Genomic DNA, 22,752 nt, shown 5'->3' on the forward strand with positions numbered 1-22,752 from the left:
TTCGGAACTGCGTATTTCTGATTCATCAAGTTTTGAGCGACTTGGCCAAGAAGATCGTTTCTCCGAGATCGCGATTGCCAGGAGGGTCTTGAAAATCACACCGGCGATAAAGATTCGCCGCAGCCTGATTGCCGCGGTACACTTCCAGCGTCAACTTGCAACAACCACGTTGCCGCGCCAGGTCCGTCGCCGCTTCGATGAGTCGCCGACCGATTCCTCGTCCCCGATGACTACGAGTGACCATCACATCGTGCAGATTCAGCACCGGCATGGCCGCAAACGTCGAAAAGGTCTCAAAGGCATTGATCAGCCCCACGGCCTGCGGCGGTGCTCCCGTGATTTCCTCCATCGCGAGCAACGAAACCGCATTCTCGCGGCGAGCCAACTCATCAACGACACGCTGACGAACGGAAAAGGGCAGTCCAATTCCGCCGATCGCCGGATCCGCCGAATACTCTGACAACAATCGTAAAATCGCAACGCGGTGCGTCTGCGATTGATAGTCAGCAACGAGAGTTCGGATACTCATGAGAACTTCAGCAAGGCGTGTGAGAGGATTCTTGACCAGACGTTCACGCCTATACCTAACCTCTCGCCCCCGATCACATCTAGCCCCCACCCACCCTTGGTTTTACTCCGGCGAAACGTCAATCTTAGCAACCCCCGGTATCAATCCCTCCGCGGATGCGGTCACAGAGATGACGCCCTTCGAATCCGTCGCTCGAACGATGCCGATACAGCGTCCTCGAAACGCACGACGCCGACTCGCCTGAAATGGCTCGTGACTAACGATCGACGCACTATCGACCGCGATCAATTTCCCGGGACCATCCACCTTAAATGCGATTTCAGATTCCGACCGGGGAACACGAACGCCGCTTGAGTCAGTTACTGTCACCTCCACGTACGCCACTTCGTCAAAACCAGGAGTCAACGTCGATCGGTTGACGCGAACCTCGATCCGGGCCGCTTCCCCCGCCGTTGCTAACTCATCCCGAGCAACCTCGACGCCGTCGTTTCGTCCGATCGCAATCAAACGCCCCACTGAGAACGGAACGCTCCAATTCCGAGCACTCGCGTCGCTCGGTAACGCTTGAACTCCCAAAGAGCGGCCGTTGAGTACCAATTCCACCTCGTCACAGTTGCTGTATACCTCCACATTCTCTTCGTGATCATCCGTTGCTCTCGGCGACCAATCGTCAAACAGAACTTGCTGTCGTTTCCATTGAATGCCTTCGTAGCCCGGATCCGTTGGCGTCTTCTCCGTCGGAGCGATTCGACGGAACACTCGAACCATGGGCGTCTCACTCCACCAACTTTGCCGTTCTCGACCACGTGCGTAAGAACGCAGCGTCCGGTCGAGCAACCCGCTGTTGTACGTCGTCACCGGCCATTGCCATGACTCGCCCAAGTAATCAATCCCCACCCAGAGAAACTGACCGGCGTGATGATCATTGTCACGGCAAGCGAGCCAAATCTTTCGATCGTGCCCTTGCTCGGTACCGATGATCTTCCGCCCAGGCTGATCCCGCCACGCTTGCAACAATTCGAGGTCACGATAGTTGGTACCAATCACATCGAGCATATCCGCCAGACCATTGTCATAGTCATGACTCACGTTCGGTCGGAATAACCCCTGCGTCACTGGGCGCGTCGGATCGATGTCGTGACAAATTGCAACAAGATCCTTCAGAATGCTCTTCGCGAGTTCTTCCCTGGGAGTGTCGTGGATTTCATTGCCGACGCTATACAGGATCACGGACGGGTGATTTCGATCACGACGCAGCGTATCAGCCATGTCACGATGTGCCCACTCGCGAAAATGGTGATGGTAATCCTCCCGCCGTTTGCCGATCGTCCAGCAGTCGAAGAACTCGTCCATCACCAAAACTCCCATGCGATCACAGAGATCCAGGAACTCTCGAGCGACGGGATTATGCGCCGTTCGAACCGCATTCACGCCCAACTCACGCAGGCGACTCAGGCGATGTTCCCAGGCACTCACCGGCACCGCCGCACCGAGTGCGCCCGCACAATGATGCAAGCACACACCTTTGATTTTCACGTTTTCGCCATTGAGTACGAAACCGGTGTCACTGCGAAACTCGGCCCGGCGAATCCCGAACGGCGTGCTCACTTGATCGCGTGTCACGCCATCGACAATCACCTTGGCAATCACGGTATAGAGTTTCGGTGATTCCAAACTCCAAAGCACCGGATTCTCAACAACGGAGTGAACATCGAACATACCGCTAGCCCCCGACTCCAATTCACTTGCGGCATTCCCCTCCGCGACAACGGTGCCATCAGGATCGACGATCGTCGTGCTGACTTTGACTTCCCGTTTTTTGTCGTTCCTGTTTTCAACCCGCACTTCAACGTCAACTGTCGCGTGAGCCGAAGTGATCTCCGGTGTGGTGACATAGACACCTTCGTACGCAACGTGCACCGGATCGACGACTACCATGCGAACATGCCGGTAGATCCCACTGCCGGTGTACCAACGTGAAGCCACCTGTTTCGCGGTGTCGCTCCGTACCGCAATCACGTTCTCCTCATTTGCACCGAATTTCAGATGATCGGTCAACTCATATCGAAAACTCACGTAGCCATTGGGACGATGGCCCAGGTGATGACCGTTGATCCAAACGTCACTGTTGGCCATGACACCGTCAAATTCAATGAACACCTTCTTACCAATGAAGTCATTTGAAATTGAAAAGTGCTTGCGGTACCACGCGACTCCTGATGGCAGAAAAGCACCCTCGCGGCTAGCGGGGGCATCTTTCGCAAACGGCCCGGCAATCGCCCAGTCATGAGGAACATCAACGGTTTGCCAATCACGATCGTCGAACTCCCGCATGCTCGCGGCGGAGACATCACCGCGGTTGAATCCCCATCTCGCGTCAATGCTAATCACGTCCCGCACTGAATTTGCTGCGTCGGCCACGTATTCAATGGGGGCAGCATTGGCGGCAACGGCGACGCAGCACACCAACAAAAACGCGATAGCCAAATTGCGAAACATCTCTGGATGTGACCTTAAATGAGAGTGTGTGGGAAAGACGAAGAAAGTGAACCTAGCTGGCGCGACGGTTGTTTCAATTTGATGGCGACAATGATGAATTTTCCTTACCGGACGCCTCGCTGCTTCGCTCCAAGCCGATGAGCGATCCAGGTGGCAATGCATGTTCGGGCAACTCACTCGCGTCGGCAAAAACTCGCATCGTCTCGGTTGATTCGATTGTGTTGGTCGTTTCATCGAATAACCCCGATTTGGAATCCAATACGTTGGACGAATCGAGATCCAAATGCTTGACTAAAAACTCATAAACGGCTTGGCGTTTACTCGGTCCGTAGTCATGACCTTCATCTGGAAAATGTGAATTTTCAACCAAGGAATCGCTACCAAACAATTCGTACACATGTTTGACATATGGAAATTCAACCTCCGGCGTGTTCTTACTCCAGTCGCCACCGACCGAAACGAGCAGCATCGGGCGAGGTGCACAGGCAGACGCGATCTCGACGTTGTTGGTTTCCAAATCGGGCGTCAAATGAATCGGACACCCACTCTCGCAATCACAACCACCAAAAAAATGAGCCGATACCATGGCTACGGGAACAGAAACACGAATCCGGTCGTCCACCGCGGTGAGTAAGAACGCTTGACTACCACCGCTAGAGGCTCCTGTGACCGCGATCCGCTCTGAGTCGATATCGCCCAGCGACTCAAGAAAATCGACAGCGCGAATACTGGCCCATGTCTGCAATTGGAACACTTGCGGATGTTGATGATCCCACCCCAAAAACTCTGAGTCACCAAATCCGATCATGTCGTACGAAAACACCGTCGCGCCCATCCGAGCCAATGTGGCACAGCGATGTTGATGATCGGATCGAAACCGACCACCGCTAACACCTTTCCAATGGCCATGCGGGCACAAAACCCCAGCTTGCTTTGCAGGACCGTTCACCGGACGATACAAACTGCCATAGACGAAGAACCCCGGCACCGATTCAAACGCAATCGACTCAACCGTGTATTGGTCATAGCTGCGTCGATTCTTCGCAATCGCATTGAGTGGAGTACGCATCGGAAGTGGGTCTAATCCGACGCCTCGCAAGATCTGCTTTCGAATCAATTTAGCCCGGTTCTGCCACTGCTCAACTGTCTCGTACGTACGTGCAAGACGAGTCAGCTGCAGCCGAGCTTCAGCTTCGCTCTGCCAGTGCCCTTGGCAGAGGGTTGGCCTCGCTGAAATGCGCGTAGGTGACTCAACCTCTCGTTTCTGTGCGATGGCCTCACCGCCTAACATCGACGCTGCCAGTAAGACAAAGCCAGATATCAAAACTGAACGTAACACGGATGGCCTCTCTGTAGGTTGCATTTTCATCGTGGTTTTCACGACCACGCCGAAGGAAATCACGAATAATAACGTCAGTTGCCCGCGGGCGTTTCAGCGTCGCCGAGTATCGGAGTCACAGGAATGTTGATGCTCTCGTGTGCATCCGGAAGTGCGGGATCAAAGTTACCGACATCCTCCGCCAAAAAGTTGGCTAACTCGGGCACATTTGACTTGATCCCTTCGACAACACATCTGGCCAGTTCGTAAGCTCCGTAGACGTTGTGGTGGGTATCGTCTTTCAAAACGGAGTCCTGACCAGGGTATGTCTTCGCCGGATAGTGAACGAAAGCTCGCTTGGAATTCTCGACTCCGAGGGCGGCATAGAACGCCAAACTCATCGCGTGCAAGTCAATGACCGGCACGTTCAACGCCGCCCCCGTCTGACGAACCGCCTGCGCATAGTCGGTGAGCGTCTGCTGTTGCTTCCCGCCACTCCATCGCCGCCGCTCCATCGGCGTCACCAGGACGGGAATGCCGCCGTGATCCCGCGTTGCCTCGATGAACTTTTTCAGATTCGCCTGATAGGTGGTGAACGGTCCAGCGTCCGGGCGTTTGTCTTTCTGATCGTTGTGCCCGAATTGAATGAAGAGGTAGTCGCCCTCCTTCATCATGCTCAGCACTTTTGCAAGGCGTTTTTGAGACTCAAAAGAAAATAACGCCAGTCCCGATTCTGCTTGATTAGAAACCGCCACACCTTGCTCGAAGAATCGCGGAATCATCTGTCCCCAACCGGACCAGGGTTCATTGCGTTGGTCGGTTACGGTCGAGTCACCCGCAATGAAAACAGTGATTGCATGCGTTTCAGGCTTGATCTCCAGCGAAACAACTCCGGGACGAGGCCCGCTGAATTCGAGAGTCAGATGCTCGTCCCAACCTGCAATCACGGGTGGCCCCATCTCGCGGCTATTGATCCTCGTTCTGCCTCCCGTGCTGATCGGCGGTTTTCGCACATTGACCGTAAAAGTATGAGTTTGATACTCACCGGGTGCCGTCTCGATCCGTTCCAACATGAGCCGGCGAGCTTCCGACTTGACCGTGGTAGACGTTGCATCCACCGAATCACCAAATCGTAACGTGACGTCGTAGTTTCCTTCCGGTACATCAACAGCAAACAGCGACGACGTTCCCGTTCGTGCGGCCTCGGTCTTCAGAAAACCGAACCCTCGTGTTGAGTCATACATTGTTTGTGGCGTCACGTTCACAACCCCCGGTTGCGAAATGCCTGAACCGAAATCGAATTTGTGTTCCGCACCCGCAACGGGGAAACACAAAGCCGACATCGAAAAGCACAACAGAAGACCGTGCCACGTTCGAGTCACCAAGATTTGATTGAGCATGTTTTATATTCCGACAGGAGGCAACAGAAAGTCTATCCGTCCGCGATCAAACTGACGCAAACCGGACGCGATCGCCACGTTAATGAGAAATCAGCATGCGGGCAGCATTCCAATGCAGTAGCGTGAGGCCTTCCCGCATGACGGCCTCAACACGGACGTGTTTGAAGGTCCCATCCTGGACTCAGTAGGCATTCTTGACGCGTTGGTATTCGGCCTCGGTCAATGGCATCACGGAGCCATGCCGAAATTGGAACGGCATCTGGAATCCCTCAAGCGGTTCGAAATGGCCAGACGCGAGATCGTGCGTGATATAAGGCTGATAACCGCGGTGTTTCGCATAGTTATCAAGAATGAGGCACCATGTCGCTGGCTTGCTGCCGGTCGCTGGCTCGAGCATGTAACATTCGGGCCCTTCGTAACCTCGTAATCTTGCCAAGCTGAAATCGTCGATTTCGCTCCAAGGTCCTTTCAGTTCCGGTGCCACTTCCATTGTGATGGCTTTGAATTTCTCGTCCTTGGTGAATCGGTAATAGTTGCCCGAGTCTTGGACAATCGTGGTGTCGATGATCGTGGTGGGCTTCTCAATGAAGATGAACGGTTCACCGAAGGCAACGAAATCTTTCGTTCGGGCCGCCCAAATCCGGTGCTTTCTGAATTCGTCACGCCCCGTCGTCGACGCCCAGAAAACCAAATACTCGCCATTTTCGCTGTCGTAGATCACTTCCGGAGCCCAAGTGCAGCCCGCATCTTCTGGGGCAACTTCGACGAGGCGCGGAGCCGACCAGTTGACCAAATCTGACGTCTCCCAGATGACAATGCAGTGACTGCCAGAACGCACCGCTCGACTCCAATCATGGTTGAGATTGATCGAAAGGTCGGTCGCAATCAAAAAGAACTTCGTGTTGTCGTGGGATCGAATCAAATAAGGATCACGCACGCCTTTTTCTCCCAAATCACTCACCAATACGGGCTTGGTATCGTTGAGCGCCTCCCAGTGACGTCCGTCCTCGCTCAGAGCAAAATAGACCTGCTCTGTCATCGGCGTTGACTCCGATTTAAAGGTCACGAAAAGGTATCCCGCAACCTCCCCCGCAGAAAGAGTCCCGTGCACGATGAGAAAGCTAAAAACAAGTGCGATGATGTTGCTGTAATTTTTCATATCTGAATTAATCCTGCTGTTTTATGTAAATCATTTGTATTGAACCCCAACCGGCCCTTGATTCTCGAACGGAAATCGCCTGCCGTTACGGGTTCAATCTAGATATTGAATTGCGAACGGCGGTTGCGGCAATTTCATTCCTGTCCCCAAATAGAAGCCCGTATGCGGGGGCTGGTTGTACCCGACATTCTGCCAGTCAACCGAAACTCGATAGTGTGGATCGTGCATTAATGTCCGAAGACGATGATCGGTCGGTAGGGTGCTGACGAAAATCATTAGCCGCGAACTATCCTGCGATCGCAAAATCAATTCTTCACGCCAATCACCGATAATGTCAGCAACGAGACAGGGATTAGACTTCGAAGAATTGTTAGCCGAACCAAAATAAGGCTTCTGGTAGCCGGTCAACTGACGTCGATTGGCTTCTGCCACCGGATCCCATTTGTCGATCACTGTTCCGTCAAGTATTTCGCGAGAAAGATCTCCGTCCCACCAAATGCCCATGTTGATCCAACGAGGACGCTTCTCGCTGATCCTCTCTCCATGGACATTGAAGATCCCTTTGACCCCTGAACTCCAGAATTCAAATCCAGGGGACGCTGGATCGATATCGAATGCCACTCCCCGCCCCACGTCCTTGTGAGGCAATTTCTTCCAGATCGCGGAACCGTCCGCAGCACGGAATTCCATCCCCGCATCATGCCCACGCCCTTCATGAATATCGAACACTTCAAGACCGGGCCGATTCGGATCCATATCCGTCACGTGCAGAGCGTCGCCGTGTCCCAACCCAGTGGTGTAGAGGCCGGTGCCGTCGTCGTCGATCGCGCAACCACCGTAAACAATCTCATCACGTCCGTCAGCGTCAAGATCGGCAACCGAGACTTGGTGATTACCTTGACCGATGTAGCCCGCTAATTCGGGATGGCCAAGGGTATCAAACATCCAAATCTTCTTCAGTCGCCCATCTCGCCAAGTCCAGGCTGTGACACACGTGCGACCACCACGTCCACGGCCACCATAGTATCCTCGAGCCGTCACAAGAGACGGATGCACACCGTCCAGGTAGGCCACGCACGAATTGAAACGATTCATACGGTTGCCATAGTTGTCACCCCATATGTCCCAAATTTCGTCAGGTGTCGGATCAGTCGTGTCGGGATGGCGTTGCGGAACATACTGAGTGGTCTCCAATTGCGTCCCCGTGAGACCGTCAAAGATCGTGAGATACTCTGTTCCACTCAATACCGTTCCGCCAGCCTTGCGATGGTCAGCCCCCTGTTCACCGATAACCTTCCCACGTCCATCGACGCTACCATCGGCAGTCAGCAAAGCAATCTCAGCGCGTCCATCTCCATCAAAATCGAAGGCGTTGATCTGAGTGATATGGGAGGATGCGTTGATATTGATACCCAAATCAATTCGCCACAAACGCTCACCGCTTAGCGTATACGCGTCGATTAATACGGGGCCGGTATACCGATTGGGATGCCCGCCTCCCCACGAATTCGAAGGTTCCCAACGCAGCAGAATTTCGTAATCGCCGTCACCATCCAGATCAGCGACACTAGCGTCGTTGGCACTATATGTGTATTCCTTTCCATCCGGTGCCGTCCCATCCTCGGGTAGCTGAAGGGGCACTTTCAAGTAGGGCAGCGTCGGAGACTTGGCGGGCAATATAAATGAACCGCCCAACTCATGATCCAAACCATCGCTGATCGCAACCACTCGCCAGGTATGTTCGTGGGATGAATCCCACTGATCGTCTAAAAACGAAGTTGCATAGAGTGGTGACTCATTAAGTTTAATCTCGTCGCCTCCACTAGGTCTCCGGTAAATATTGAACCGTATTTCCTCTGGGTCGAGTCCCAACATTCGCCAACTCAGAAACACACTGGATCCTGACTTTGGAATCCCCACTAAGCCTCTATCTAGTTTCTCGACGAGTCGGCTAATCGGGGTCACGGGTGCTGCCACCGCAGTGAATGTTTCGTCAGCACGTGCCGTCGTCTGCGTTGTCTTCAAACGCGAGGCTCGTGGTTTAGAAACCGAATCGGCGACGTGCGGTCTATCCATAACCAAATCGCCAACGGATTCGCCAACACGTTCGGAAACAACCGTCTCGCTTAACCCCCGATGTGCTGGACGTACCATCACGACAACGATGCCGAGCAAGGCGAGAACGCCCGCGCCGCCAACGACGTAGGGCAACCACGCCAATCGCATCCGTGAAGCAGAACGCACCGAGGCCGATCGGCGGTATATCGGCATGGTTTCCCGCATCACCTGCCGTGGCAGCGGCACGCTGGATTCAGGAATCTTAAGCCGCGATAGATCATCGAATCCGGTCGAGCTGAAATCGGTTTTCTTCGCTGCAACTTTAAGCGTGAGATGCTGACCACAAACCGGACACGAAACAATCTTATTTGCGAAGCGAGAATCGGCAGTAAGTCGTTTGCCGCATGAGCATGTAAATTGAACATTCATAGAACGTCTATTTTTTGAGATGGTCAGTGACCATTCTGATATTGGGTTTCGGGGGACCATCGGCAAAATAGTAGCCCACATGCGCGGGCTGGTTGTAGCCGATGTTCTGCACGACGACATTCATTCGATAGACCGGATCATGCATGAGTGTGTAGTTCTTGTGTTCGGTGGGAATCCAAGTGGTGAACAACAGCAATGCACGGTTGTCGCTACGACGAAAGATGATCTCCTCCCTCCAATCTCCAAGAACATCTGCAACAAGATTCGCGTCATATTTTGTGGAATGCAGATTCGCAGCCCCGAAATACCAACCTGTCAGAATACGTCCGAGCGGTCCAGAACCGTCATCGATGGCTGTGCGTTTCCTCAACTCGCGTTGAAGATCACCATCGAAGTAAACGACGGCATCATAAGGGTTGTATCTGGTCATGATCTCGCGACCTTGGCAGTCCAAGTTTGGTGTCGCACTCGATGCACACTCAGATCCACGAAAGTCCGGGTTAATGTCCGCCGCCCAAGCTCGCCCCACATCCGACTTGCTACCAATCTCCCAAAGGATTTCACCCGTCGCTGCGTCTCGCATGGATAGTCCGTGAATGTCGTCCTCGTGCCCCTGAAAAAACTCAAGCCCTGGATGGTCGGGGTCGTGATCGGCGAGTGCATGCGAGTCTCCGTGCCCAAAACCAGTCGTATAGAGTCCCCTCCCGTCGTGATCGATCGCACAAGCGCCATATATCAATTCATCTGATCCATCGTTGTCCACATCCCCCACGGCAACACTATGATTTCCCATGCCACGATAACCGGCGTACTGTGGATGCCCCTTTGTATCGAACGTCCAGATTTGTTTCAGTTGCTTGCCATCCCAGTGGAACGCGGCCATCGCAATTCGGGTATAGATGCCTCGAGTGAAAACCAGCAGCGGCCCGATGCCCTTATGATGAAGAACTGCCGCTTTAATCGATGATGCGCGATATCCATGACCGTCGCCCCAATTTTCCTTCATCTCCTCTTTCGATCCCAACGCCGGCAGGTATGGCACCGTCGTAAGCTCTTCGCCGGTATCCCCTTTAAAAATGGAGATATACGCTTTGTCCACGGTCAGATGCTTGGTCATCCGCTCCACAATTTCGGAATCATCATCTGTCGCAGCGGGACCTTGGTTCAACTGATTGCCCAAGCCGTCTTTCGTTCCAGGACCTGTTTTACAAGCAACCTCGGCTCGTCCGTCGCCGTCAAAATCGTAGACCAAAAGTGCGAGTTTGTGTGCGGTTGTATTGGGCCCGCAAGAGATCCGCCACAACTGATTTCCATCCAAGTCGATCGCTTCGATCCATGGTTCGGGACCTTCCCATTCAAACACGAGCTCATATGTTCCGTCGCCGTCGAGATCGCCGACGCTCATATCACCAGGCACATGCTGTTCCGTTGGTGGCGACGCCAATGGAATTTCCTTAAACGCTACGCCCGGCCTGCGTTTCCGAATTGCTTCCGACGCAACCACAGATTTTCGCGGCCAAACTGAAATTGCATCAGATCTCTCCAACGGTCCCTCAGCTGCAAGTATCTCCACCGCGTACTTGTCATTCACATTACCATCGACGTCGAGATAGTTCGTTGACTTTGTCAACGGATGCGGATTCACCTTTTTGCCATTGCGGTAAAGATTGAACCCAATGTCGATTGAATCCGTGCCTAGCATTCTCCAAGACAGAAAGACTCCTCCCTTAGTCTCCAAACCCACCAAGCCCCGATCCAAGTACTCCATCGGACGTGCGGTACTATCGTATTTTTGATTGCGTGAAACCTGCGTCACCACCTGCATTGGTCCATTCTTGGACGCGGCCGCATTGGCTACGAATGTTTCTCCAGGCCCCCGATTGCTCAGCCATAACAACACGGCAACCATTCCGACTGCGATCACGCCAAATCCAGCAACCACATAAGCAAAGCGATCTTTAGGGACGTGAGTAACGCTTCTTTGTTGAACTGCTGCGACACCTCTTTTGAGTTTCTCACTGCCTGTAGAAAGCCTGATCCCTGACAATGAGTTGGCCACTGAAATCGCGGATTCGATTTGGTCGTCAGCCTCTCTCGATCTCAGAACCGGCTTACCAGAAGGTGATTTCAGAGCGAGACTTTGACCGCACGCGGGACACGTAACAACCTTATCTGCGAAGTGAGAGTTGGTAGAAAGTCGCTTTCCGCAGGGACACCTAAACTGAACGGTCATCAAATCGCAATGTTACTGGTTACCAAAGTGAGAATACAAACAGATGCATTCTCAAAAACGCCACGTCGTTTACACGGCGTGAACATCTGGCTCATCCGTCCTTCGCGCGTGGAACGAGAACCCAACGTCCCCCTTCGCCCTAATCTTTCACGGTTTCGGCATAGTCTTGCCACGCCTTTTCGATTCCGGCGGCGGAAGCGTCACCGATGTGAAAGATAATCCGATGATTCAGCTTCAACTTCTCACCAGGCTGAAGAGTGGTGGTGCCATCGGGAAGCGACGGATCATAGGACTGCATCGCAAACGGATTGGCAGCAAACAGTCCATAGCTACGAACGTGCCAGCGTGTCGGGAAGCGGTAGCTCGACGGGTGATTTAGAAACGCAATTCCGAGGTGCTCGCCGTCGACAATCCCGTGATAGTCACACCACTTTGCCGCACGACTCCAGGTGTCGTCATCCATTTCACCTTCACTGTTAATAACGCGTCCTCCCTGTCCGCTATCGATCGCCATTCCGACCGGAACACGGATACTCAGTCCCGCGTCCTTGCGGTCCGCAAAACAAACTTCACCGTCGCACGCGGTGAACACTTGATCGACGTCAATACTGCGAGAGTCTTCTTGCGCTCGAAAAGTCATGCGACGCTCTTCCGACAGAAACCGCTTCCCATTGGGATCAACGTAGTCACAAATTTCGGTAACCACGGCATGATCGGCATCGGCTTCCATCTCGGTGAAGGCGAGATGCTTGATGCTAGCGATCGTCGAGATTCGTTGGTCACTATCTGGATTGTTGCCTGGTCCCTGACGCAGTCCGCCAAAGGTGATCCATTCATGCCAACTGTCGCCGCCGCTCTGATCAGGGCCAACAATGCTCTCATGTCCAAACGTAATTCCGCGGTGGTGAGGATGATCGCGCTGCACACTCGATTCTCCCGGCACTTTCTGCATCGGAAAAGCACGCGTCATCGGTTTGCCTGTCGGTCCCACGATCGGCCAAAAGTACGGTTTATTGACGTCATCAACGACATAACTGGCGAACGGTTTTCCGTCGACCATGATCGTCACACCGTGATCGCCTTCGGCAATGGAAAAACCTTCCACGACGGTCGATTTGGTTGCGCTCTTAGACGCGAGTTGTTCCTTGCGATCGGTTTCATCTGCCACCAAAACCGAGGGACAAGCACACGCGGCGACAAAGCACATCAACAGGTAAGTCAGTATTTTCATTTCGATATCTCGGTTTAATAGGCGTCGTTGAATGGAATGGATGGAGCGTAATGCTTTTCAAATTTGGGTTCGCACGACGTTGGCGTTAAATGGGAGCAACGAACCTCATGCTCAAGATCAGACCTTCATTAGCCACCTCATCACAATTTGATTTGTTGCGACAGGTGAACGTTTCTAGATCGAATCAGGAATGATGAATGGGCTGCGGTAGTCACGTTTGAGCAAATCGTTGGCTTTGCTAGCGTTATCGCCGGCGGTGAAACGTTCCGTTGCGGCATCAAACGTCAAGGCAGTGCCGACACGCCACGGCGTCTTCGCAAAATCAACGTTGAGATGACTCAGTTGGGTGGAGAATCGCTCGATCACCTCGCGTGTCGCCGCGTCGTCCCCAACACGATCGACCACTTCCGCCGCATGAATGCCCTCCCCCGTACGAACAGAGATGTTCGCGAGATGCGACATACAAGAAGAGTGAAACGCGCTTTCAAGCGTCGACCGCACCTTCCCTGGATCATTGGCACGAACGGCCTGAGTGAAATACGACATGTGCTTCGAACCGGAATCCCCCTTGAAATCCTTGATCTTTTTACCGGACTTATCGTACACCGCACCGCCGCCACGACCTCCCCGGTATTCCCCCTCTTCGCAGGTGACGACAATGCCGACGCTGGGTCCGTCTTTGAATTGCCCCACACGTTCTTTGTTGTGGATATTCCGAACTTCGAATACGACCGGGATCCCATTACCAAAGTCGAACGTCGCAACTTGCATGTTTGGCGTGTTACCACCATCGTTCCAGGCAAAACGACCTCCAATACTGCGAACACTGACGGGATGCCCTGGATCGCCGAGCACCCATTGCACTAAATCCATTTCGTGCGGGCCTTGATTCCCCATGTCACCATTGCCGGTATTCCAATCCCAATGCCAATCGTAATGAATCTGCGGTCGATAGATCGGCTGATCAGCAGCCGGTCCCAGCCATAGGTCGTAGTCCAATTCGGCGGGCGGTCTGGTAGGCGTTGAAGTCACTCCGATGGAGTTACGATTTCGATTGCAAAGGCCTCGAACGGCTGTGATCTTTCCGAGATTGCCGTCCTGGATCCACGGGATCGCCGCTCGCAATCCCGTGTCACTGCGGTTCTGAAAACCCGCACCAACGATACGATTATATTTCTGCATTGCCTCGATCATTTTGCGTCCTTCCCAAACGCTATGACACACCGGCTTTTCGACATAAACATGTTTGCCAGCCACACACGCGTCGATCGTCATCAGCGAGTGCCAATGATTGGGCGTGGCGATTGCAATGACATCAATCTCATCGTCTTCGAGCATTTCGCGATAATCAGCGAACCGCTTCAGCTTGGTGCTGCGTCCACTGTCGAAATTCGATGCGTGTTTTTCTAGAACACTCTTATCGGCATCGCAGAATGCGACAACATTCGATCCAGAGGCTTTCGAAAAACCATCGATGTGCGATCTCCCTCGTCCATTGAGCCCGACGACCGCGACCCGCAATTCCTCGTTGGGTGAACGTGAGGCAGCATCAGCAACACTCGCATGGACTCCGCACGAAGCGGCGACACCGACCGCGGAAGCGGCCATCGAGGTCTTCGTCAAAAACTGTCGACGTGTAAGAGTTGTCATGAATCAAGTGCAGTACAGAAAGGTGATAAAAGGGTCAAAAAGTTGTTCAGTAGACGCATGTCACGTTCATGCTGATAGCTCACGGGATATCATCGAGAGACTCAATCAAACGATAAGGAGATAGAGTGACGGGTTTTAATAGCCCGGACGCCTCTAGGCTCCACTTCGACGCATCGAAAGGTTTGTAAAGGTGATCAACGAAATTGATGTCCTCAAATTTCTTCCAATCAACTCCACGTCGATCCAAATCTCGGATTCGGTTGGCGGATAAATTGGTGACTTCAATCGCCAATTCATTCTCACCGTTTTTCAGATGCTGACCGAGATCAATCCGGAACGGGTGTGCCACCACAACGCCAATGGGCTGATCGTTGACCCACACTCTTGCACTCTCTCGCACATCGCCGAGATCCAGTATCCAGCCATCCGGTTGAGAGACGCTCGACGCTTCAGGGACATCGACTTTCACCGTGTACCGAACCGCCCCCGCGAACCGCTTGGCTTCATCGTCCGGCAACTCAGTCCATGAACCGACACGGTCGAGTGATGCATCCGCGGGAAGTGTCGGTCCACCTTCGATGAATTTTAGTTCCCAAGGTCTCGAAATCGTGATCGGATCGCCAACCGAGCGTTTGACGGCCCAGGCATTCAGATCTTTTTCACCATCAACGACAGCCCGAAGGATGCGAGTTTCACCCGATTCGATTTGCAAAAACACTTCCGTCAGACCATTTCGTTGACGCAGTGGGGCAAGTCCGGACGTTCCGGTCATCGGGTCCATCATTACAACGGATTGGCAAGGAGAAGCGATCATCACCCATCGGTCAATCGATTCGGATGTATGGTTCGCAATGAAGTATGAGACCTGCTTTGAATCGATTCGACGAATGAACTGAATTCCCTGATCGACCATGGCTTCACGTTCAACACCGGCTGCAGAAAGCAGCGTTTCCAAATCGTCATGAAGCATCAACTTCCCGCGTCCCAACGCGGACATTCCGTCTGCATCGAAGTCAACTTCCTTGAACAGATTTTTCAACTGCTGTTCACGTTCACCGTAATCGAACCAGCCTGGAACCTCGTCAGGCAGTCTCTTCCAAATCAACACGGTCGCGCCGTCACGACCCAGCTCAATTAGCCGTTTCGCGGTTCCAAGCGTCATGACCTTGGCTGCGGGGACCAAAACAGTGCGATATCGATTGCCACCCTGAGTTTGCAGATCGGCTTCGCCACAATCTGTTTTTTGCAGTTGTTCGTCTGAAACAAAATCAAACGTGTAGCCGTGTTTGTCTAGCCAGCGTCCCGCCTCACCGCATGCCGTTTTCTCTATCCAATCCGGATGATGAACCGTGAATCGCTGCTCGCCGGTTCCTCCGTTCATCCATAGATCATCAACCGGCCAATACAGCAGCACGTCGTTGTGAGGACGCCCGGACTGCAGCACGCTCTGACAGCGAGTGATGTACGCGTTAAGTACAGGAATATCGCGAAAGATCGAGTTACGAGGATTTGCCTGCGTCGACGCGTAAAAGAGCCACCCCGGCCATGCGGTCTTTTCGGGTGAAAAACAGGCCCCGTGGTAGAAGATGCTGTTGATGCCGTTGAGCAGCAACTTGTCTGATTCGGCTTTCAGATGCGCGAGCGAAGTGTGATAGTGATTTCGCAGCCAAGTAAAACTTTCCGATGTCGTCAAAGCGTGACCGGCCACGTGCGAGGCCGAGGACGCAAACCGATTCACCATGTCGCTTTGTTGGTCGGCACGAATCCACTGAGGATCGCGACGGAAACCTGAAATCGCAAATTTCGACGCACCGAAAACTTCCGTTTCCGGAATACTGGCGGCGGCATACATATCAAGCAAATTCGCCGGTGCACCATGAGCCTGCATCCGTAGACCGCTGCCCCTCTGGTCTCCCCACGCCGCGATCTCGCGAACGCGATCAATCAACAATTCACTTAGTGTACGTCGGTAATCCGCCACCACGCGTCGTGATTCCTCTGAGTCTCCTTCGCCTCCGAGCAACGCTGCCTGGTCTTCGAGAGGATAACCACGCCGCTTGCAAAATTCTTCGAGAAATTCAGGCGCCCAATTGCCCGTGTTCTCAAACGAATCGTAGTAAAACGCACGTGGTGGGTTGCCCTGATGGGCAGTCATGAGACGATCAAACCAATCGAGATGGTGCGTAACCGCCGCGTTGCTATAGGGATTTACAGTCAATCCTTTTCCACCTTTCCCAGCCCGTTTGACTGCGTCACGTTTCGACAGAACCGAGATCGCATCACCGTCGACTCGAAAGGATTGCTCCGCAAAGTCACGCGAGACGTGTGGTCCCCCCCATCGCCATCCGCCGCCGGGCGTCAGGTCGATGTTGATACCCAACCGATCCGCCTCTTTGGTCGTGTAGCTATACATCTCGAACCACTTCGGCGAGAACAAATCGATCGCCCGTTCCTCTTCGCCACGCACGCCGTAGATACCAACGATACTGAGGTTTCCCCATCCCGCCTTTCGGTAGAGTTCGAGGTTCCAACTCAGATCATTCTTCGTCACCGCGCTGTTGGGCCACCACCAAATAGCGCCCGGTCGCATCTCCGGTCGGACGGTCGGCCAAACGTTTGATTTTGATTCGCCTCGGTGTAACAAAAACTCATCCAGCGGTGCCCATGAAGGAGTCGATTCGTCATCCACCGTCACCGAATTCGATGACGCCGGCTCGGCCCCTGGTAGATCGCGGATGCCTATCGTGAGAGCGAATACAAACGCCCACGCGGCTAGTTTTCTCAAGTACAAATTCATTTCGCGGCAACCCGGCCATGTTGAAGTTCATCGGACGGAATTCGAGCGACAGGCATTTCACGGACACGGTTGCCCTCCGACGCCGCAAACGATCTCAATCGAAAAGGCGGTTCGCCCTCAACGAGCAAGTACTCACTATCGGGAGTGAGCCCCTCGTAGATTTGCGTTTCCCCACAAGGCCACTGCACCGAGACACTTTCTATTCCAGTGAGTTCACCAAGGCCAAAATACACTTGCCGTTGGTTGCTGCACATGTATCCGTCACCCGCGGCGAGCATGGAAACCATCGTACGATCTCGCAGCTTTACCGTTACAATGGCGCCAATCGCGTCGCGATGGGTTCGAGAGCTTTTCAAAGTAAACGCGATCGTCTTTCCGACGTCCGGAGTCCGATTCATCAACATGGCAACGGGCTCATAGAGATGCGTGACGAGAACGTCTTTTCGTCCGTCGCTATCAAGGTCGGCAATCGCGAGCGCCCTGCCGAGATGATCTTCACGGAAGTAATCACCGAGGTCCGTCCGTTCACACTCTTCCCACCGACCATCGAGCGTCCTTCGAAACACCTGCCCCGGCATTCGGTACGAGACATTCGATTGATGAAAATCGTCGATATGCCCGTTTGTGACGACGAGTTCTTTGGCACCGTCGTTGTCGAAATCACACCACTGAGTCCCAAAGCCCAACAGATGAATCGTCGGCTGAGCCAGCCCTCGTTGGAAGGAACGGTCACGCCAGAAACCCGGTCGCACCTGTTCATAGTACGTGTGGTATTCGTTTGAAAAATGGGTCAAATACAGATCAAAATCGCCATCATCGTCCGCGTCTCCCAACGCGATTCCCATGGACGCCTGAGACTGCGATTTTGCGTTCACACTGACGCCGCGTACCGACGCCAAATCCGTCAACGTGAACTTCCCGTCTTTTGTCTCGGGTGACCATAGGTGATTCGCTGTCATATCGTTGGCAACGTACACGTCTAAACCAGGTCGCTCGTCAAGGTTTGCAACGATCACCCCCAAACCACGCCCCGTTACGGACTGACTCATCCATCGACTCGTCATGTCGGTCAGGGTACCATCCCCGTCGCCTTTCCAAACACAGTCTTCCTGCGCATCGAACAAAAGTGGTGCACATGCCGAGTTCCGACCGTTCTCCAAACAAGGTCGCTCAAACGGCTCATTACCGTCACAGTAGTTCGTTGCGTAGATGTCCGCATTGCCATCTCCGTCGACGTCCGCGATTGCCGCCGAGACAGTCCACGACTCGTCCGTCATTCCGATTTCTTCGGCCACCTCGCGGAATGTCCCATCGCCATTGTTGATGAACATTCGATTCTGCCCGATATTCGCATCGAAGATGTCATCGAAGCCATCCGCGTTAAGGTCACCGATCGCGATCCCCTGGGCGAATCCATTATCCACGTAATCCGCCCGTGTGCCGACGGCGATGAACCGATCACCGATGTTTCGATATAACGCGTTGGAGGTTGAGTTGGCCTTCAGGGGTTCACCGTCTAGGTTTGTCACGACAATATCGGGATGGGAATCCAAATCAAAATCCAATACCGCTATCCCACCACCTGAACTTTGATGCAACCAATGTCCGTTGGCCTCTGCATCGGCGGACAGTTTGCAAGTATGCTCGAAACCGAAGGCCTGTGATTCGTCACGAAACGACGGACAACGACTTTTGGTTTGATAGCGAGCAGTGTTCTTCGGACGGCGTTGGATCGAATCCGCAAGCTCGCCGTTGGTCGCATCAATGAAATCCACCTCGATTGCACTCGCCAAACGTTGCTCATCGACTACCCAAGGCGTGTCTGCCGTTAACGTAGAGCGAATTTTGAGGTATCGATTTTTAAGATCGGCCGCCGGCTCGTTTCGAAGTGCGATGGCGTGGCGAGCCCAAGCCTCGGCTTCCCATATCCGGCCTATTTCCGCCATCGCCTCTGCCACGGCAATCGCTGCCGTTTGCGACTGACTGTCACGGCCCAAATAGACATTGAACGCGTCGCGGAGCCGAACCTGTTGCTCCATTTTTTTTTCAACGAGCGCCGCCTCTTCATCCATCCCCAGCTCAACCAAGCTGTGATAGAGCCCGTCGAGATAATCATAACAGCACGCCGAATCAAGTCGCTCGGCGGTCAAAAATGCTTCGACCGCTTGCTCGGGATTGCCATTCACCTCAGACCATTTCCCAATCACGATCCAGTACTCGGGAGAGTCTTCGATACCCGGTGGCAAACCGATCCTCCAATCATCGAGTTCAGAAATCCGATCCATCTCAACCAATGCACGGCCATACAGCACCAAACCCGGCACGAACTTGGGATGATGCTCAACAACGGGCGCTAAACGCTCGAGAACCTTCGCCCACTCAAGTTCTTTAGCGTGCATCCGTGCGGCGGCGTAACGCAAACGAATGTCTCCAACACTTCCCAGCAGTAGCTCATTGCAAAATTCGAGATCAGCCTCACTCCTGGCTGGATTCGCCATCAACAAAAGCGATTCCATATCACCTTGATTGTGTTGAAACAACCACCGCAGGGATGGGATCGCAGCCTCAGGCATGCCCACCATCGAGGCTAAACCCGCGAGATCAAAGCGTGCATCGGGAACGTTCTCAAATCGTTGAACAAACGTCTTCAAGACTTCAATCGCGTCAAAGACTCGCCCCGCTTTTACCAGCGAGGTGGTTATCCCGTCCAACATTGCCGGACGAGGTGACTCGGATTCCCGAATCGCATCCTGGTAGAACGCTAAGCTCATCGGCCAATCGTTGAGTCTTTCAGCGACACTGCCCGCCAATAACAACGCTTGAACGTCGCCCGGATCTGCGATTAATTGTTTCCGCACGGCAGCTTCAGCAGCCACAAAATCGCCCGACGAAAACGCCGTAACCGCTTCTTGCATTAGGTCTCCAGATGAGGTAACCGGGACCTTCGCGGTCAAAACCGACTCTGCTCGATCCTGAAGATCAATCTCGCTGGAAACGTTTTCGACACATCCCAGGACAGCGATGAAGAAGACCGCCAACACGAGACGACAACACGCCCCCACCAAGGACAGCGTGTCGGCCGCACGGCCGACACGGATCACGCTCACTCGCGTGTTCACGCCTCGAAGCGTCTCGTCTCGATCATCAACACTCGCCATTACCTACTCCGCTCGACTCGAGACGAGAGGAGCCGAGACATCACCGACACGTTCCCCTTGCTCACGCTCGGTCATCACGAGATTCAACGGCAACGCAGCGATCGATCGAAGTCCAGCGACAACGCATTCCGCGTTGACTTCGGCCCCCTTCTTGTTCGTGTGCGTTCGCGCATCGGCGAACAACGTCTCGACCTCGGCCTCACCGAGATCTTGATACCGCCGCCCGATCAACGCGGTTAAATCGACGAACTTCGCGCCCATTTCCTCTGCCACTTGACCGCACCATTTACGATGATCGGCAAAGTCCGGCACAAATTTTCCGTCGCGCCAGTTGTCTTTGTGTGGAACGGGCGAACAAACAATCGGCGTCGCACCTTTGGATGTCGTCTCCGTACAAAACCGCTTCAAATACCATCCGTACGTTCGCACGCTCTCAACACGACCATCGTCCAAACTGACATCCTGCGTCTCGTCACCAATCCCTGGCAGGGCCGGTCTTCGCTTATACCGGATATCGCCGACGCGTCCTCCGTCGTTGTGACCAAATTGCATGATCACAAAATCACCTGGCTTCAATTTCTGATAGACATCATCCCACCGACCTTCACGCCAGAACGAACGAGTACTTCGCCCACCGATTGCGCGATTGACAACATTAATCTTCGCATGATCGAAGTGCTGCCCGACCACCTCGCCCCAACCCACGCCATCCATATGCCCGTTACGCACGGTGGAATCACCGATGATGTAGAGAGTTGGAATCGCGTCCCGAAGAATCGCCCCGTCCGCTTCAGATGACTCCTCGAGCACCGGTCGCTGATCAACGATCGCGACTTGACTCGCTCTCGCCCGCGAAACCCTCTCGCCATCGACAGACAGAAACTGCGTCAGATCTTTGAGCGCGAGAGCCCGCAACCCCGCAACGACGCACTCAGCGTTCAACCGAGCGCCGGCCAGCGATGTATGGGTGTGTTTGTCCGCAAACAATTCCTCCACACCTGGTTGACCGATCGCTTCGTACCGTTCGGCAACGATATCGTTCAAATCAACAAACGGCACGTCTTCGGCTGCGGCCGCTTCGCGTGCCCAGGACGCATAACTCGACGTCGCCCGATTGACTTTCCCACCGTCCCAGGATTTGCGAGGCACAGGCGAACACACAATTGGATGTACGCCTTTCTCGCGAGCCTCGCGAATATAATTCCGCAGATACCATCCGTAGGAATGGACGACTTCTCCCTTGCCCGTGATCTGATTGAGGATCTCTTCCACCTCATCGCCATTTCCGCGAATCGTCCCGCGCGCTCTCTGATCGTCATTGATCGGCGACGCATCGTTGTGCCCAAACTGGATAATCAAGAAATCACCGGGTTTCAGATGTTTTTTCGTGACCTCCCAATAACCAAACGTCAAATAGGTACGGCTACTCAACCCACCAACCGCACGATTAACGACATTCAACTTGGACAGATCAAAGAAGTCACGAAACGGCTCGCCCCAACCCCACTGCCCATTCCCGCCTGAAGCATCGCCATTGCGAACGGTAGAATCACCGATCAGAAAAACGCTAGGCAACGTGTCGTCCGCAGGCTCAGGCAGCGCACGAAGCCCCGCCAACACCGAACCAGCGAACACCGAACCCGCCAAAGCAACGCAGACCGACGCGAAAAGAACACGAATACTCATCATCTACAACGAACCCAAAGAACGGAAACGCGCCGACGCCATCTCACCCGAGCATCCACTCACAGTGCACTGCGAATCGCGACATCACCCACTACAACACAGCCCATTGCGACACTCCGTACCGCGACATAGGCGACCACGCACACAACCACACCGAGACCCCCCAGCACCCAAACACCAGGCCCCTGCCTAAACACCAAAAGCAAGCACAGCGAGAGAGCAACCGACAAGAACCAACGCAACGCGGGCTGCCGACCCCGAAGAGCTCACAACCCGCAGTCACATCACAATAAAACACGAAAGCTAAAAGACTCGCTAACGCGAGCCAATCAACCCCGCGGCTCGTCCTTCAAACGCTCCTTCTTCTCTTCAACCACTTTCTTCTCTTCCTCCGTAATCGGCTCGTAAGTCTGCAACTCAACCGGCCCTCCACTATCACCACAACCGGTGACCGCCAGAACGGGCGAGACCAACGCGAGGGCCATTACCAGATTCATAAACCTTGGGACTTCATACATCAGAATCAACAACCTACAGAAAGCAAACTAGAAGAAAGCACTCGAGCATGGACCACCCACAGCCGAGTGCGACGTTAACATTCGAAA

At 53.7% G+C, this 22,752-nt stretch carries 13 protein-coding genes; all 13 read right to left on the reverse strand.

The features are described from left to right. Positions 1 to 25: 25 nt before the first annotated feature. The 13 genes from FHS27_RS07295 to FHS27_RS07355 all read right to left on the reverse strand — a co-directional run bounded on the left by FHS27_RS07295 (position 26) and on the right by FHS27_RS07355 (position 22,644). Positions 26 to 529, reverse strand: coding sequence for a GNAT family N-acetyltransferase (locus FHS27_RS07295; protein WP_184303621.1), 504 nt, complete (start codon positions 527 to 529; stop codon positions 26 to 28). Between the two features lie 102 nt (positions 530 to 631). After that, positions 632 to 3,028 carry a glycoside hydrolase family 2 TIM barrel-domain containing protein gene (locus tag FHS27_RS07300; protein WP_246419235.1) on the reverse strand — a complete coding sequence of 799 codons (2,397 nt, stop codon included), beginning with the start codon at positions 3,026 to 3,028 and terminating at the stop codon, positions 632 to 634. A gap of 73 nt (positions 3,029 to 3,101) precedes the next feature. Beyond that, complete coding sequence (locus FHS27_RS07305; RefSeq protein WP_221224935.1) at positions 3,102 to 4,097, reverse strand: alpha/beta hydrolase family protein; 996 nt, start codon at positions 4,095 to 4,097, stop codon at positions 3,102 to 3,104. Between the two features lie 344 nt (positions 4,098 to 4,441). After that, the gene (locus tag FHS27_RS07310) at positions 4,442 to 5,746 is read right to left on the reverse strand and encodes a rhamnogalacturonan acetylesterase (RefSeq protein ID WP_246419236.1); all 1,305 of its coding nucleotides are present in this window, start codon (positions 5,744 to 5,746) and stop codon (positions 4,442 to 4,444) included. Positions 5,747 to 5,927: 181 nt separating this feature from the next. After that, positions 5,928 to 6,905 carry a glycoside hydrolase family 43 protein gene (locus FHS27_RS07315; protein ID WP_184303623.1) on the reverse strand — a complete coding sequence of 326 codons (978 nt, stop codon included), beginning with the start codon at positions 6,903 to 6,905 and terminating at the stop codon, positions 5,928 to 5,930. 93 nt (positions 6,906 to 6,998) lie between these two features. Beyond that, the gene (locus FHS27_RS07320) at positions 6,999 to 9,392 is read right to left on the reverse strand and encodes a rhamnogalacturonan lyase (RefSeq protein WP_184303625.1); all 2,394 of its coding nucleotides are present in this window, start codon (positions 9,390 to 9,392) and stop codon (positions 6,999 to 7,001) included. A 7-nt stretch (positions 9,393 to 9,399) separates the two neighbouring features. Beyond that, a complete protein-coding gene (locus FHS27_RS07325) occupies positions 9,400 to 11,334 on the reverse strand; it encodes a rhamnogalacturonan lyase family protein (RefSeq protein ID WP_184303627.1) in 1,935 nt (644 codons plus the stop codon). A 430-nt stretch (positions 11,335 to 11,764) separates the two neighbouring features. Next, on the reverse strand, positions 11,765 to 12,856 hold the full coding sequence (locus tag FHS27_RS07330) for a DUF6807 domain-containing protein (RefSeq protein WP_184303629.1): 1,092 nt from the start codon (positions 12,854 to 12,856) through the stop codon (positions 11,765 to 11,767). Between the two features lie 174 nt (positions 12,857 to 13,030). Then, entirely contained in the window at positions 13,031 to 14,506 is a 1,476-nt protein-coding gene (locus FHS27_RS07335; RefSeq protein ID WP_184303948.1) for a Gfo/Idh/MocA family protein, read from the reverse strand. Positions 14,507 to 14,585: 79 nt separating this feature from the next. Continuing rightward, complete coding sequence (locus tag FHS27_RS07340; RefSeq protein WP_246419238.1) at positions 14,586 to 17,291, reverse strand: glycosyl hydrolase; 2,706 nt, start codon at positions 17,289 to 17,291, stop codon at positions 14,586 to 14,588. An 8-nt stretch (positions 17,292 to 17,299) separates the two neighbouring features. Beyond that, entirely contained in the window at positions 17,300 to 20,461 is a 3,162-nt protein-coding gene (locus FHS27_RS07345; RefSeq protein WP_184303633.1) for an FG-GAP-like repeat-containing protein, read from the reverse strand. Between the two features lie 3 nt (positions 20,462 to 20,464). Then, complete coding sequence (locus FHS27_RS07350) at positions 20,465 to 22,150, reverse strand: rhamnogalacturonan acetylesterase (protein WP_246419239.1); 1,686 nt, start codon at positions 22,148 to 22,150, stop codon at positions 20,465 to 20,467. 326 nt (positions 22,151 to 22,476) lie between these two features. Next, complete coding sequence (locus FHS27_RS07355; protein ID WP_184303998.1) at positions 22,477 to 22,644, reverse strand: hypothetical protein; 168 nt, start codon at positions 22,642 to 22,644, stop codon at positions 22,477 to 22,479. Positions 22,645 to 22,752: the final 108 nt, after the last annotated feature.

The organism is Aporhodopirellula rubra (assembly GCF_014192335.1).
In the GTDB taxonomy this organism is placed as follows: domain Bacteria; phylum Planctomycetota; class Planctomycetia; order Pirellulales; family Pirellulaceae; genus Rhodopirellula; species Rhodopirellula rubra.

Excerpts from the sequence above, each read along its gene's own strand:
- FHS27_RS07295 (WP_184303621.1), bottom strand. The coding sequence starts at position 529 with ATGAGTATCCGAACTCTCGTTGCTGACTATCAATCGCAGACGCACCGC.
- FHS27_RS07300 (WP_246419235.1), bottom strand. The coding sequence starts at position 3,028 with ATGTTTCGCAATTTGGCTATCGCGTTTTTGTTGGTGTGCTGCGTCGCC.
- FHS27_RS07305 (WP_221224935.1), bottom strand. The coding sequence starts at position 4,097 with ATGCGTACTCCACTCAATGCGATTGCGAAGAATCGACGCAGCTATGAC.
- FHS27_RS07310 (WP_246419236.1), bottom strand. The coding sequence starts at position 5,746 with ATGCTCAATCAAATCTTGGTGACTCGAACGTGGCACGGTCTTCTGTTG.
- FHS27_RS07315 (WP_184303623.1), bottom strand. The coding sequence starts at position 6,905 with ATGAAAAATTACAGCAACATCATCGCACTTGTTTTTAGCTTTCTCATC.
- FHS27_RS07320 (WP_184303625.1), bottom strand. The coding sequence starts at position 9,392 with ATGAATGTTCAATTTACATGCTCATGCGGCAAACGACTTACTGCCGAT.
- FHS27_RS07330 (WP_184303629.1), bottom strand. The coding sequence starts at position 12,856 with ATGAAAATACTGACTTACCTGTTGATGTGCTTTGTCGCCGCGTGTGCT.
- FHS27_RS07335 (WP_184303948.1), bottom strand. The coding sequence starts at position 14,506 with ATGACAACTCTTACACGTCGACAGTTTTTGACGAAGACCTCGATGGCC.
- FHS27_RS07345 (WP_184303633.1), bottom strand. The coding sequence starts at position 20,461 with ATGGCGAGTGTTGATGATCGAGACGAGACGCTTCGAGGCGTGAACACG.
- FHS27_RS07350 (WP_246419239.1), bottom strand. The coding sequence starts at position 22,150 with ATGATGAGTATTCGTGTTCTTTTCGCGTCGGTCTGCGTTGCTTTGGCG.
- FHS27_RS07355 (WP_184303998.1), bottom strand. The coding sequence starts at position 22,644 with ATGAATCTGGTAATGGCCCTCGCGTTGGTCTCGCCCGTTCTGGCGGTC.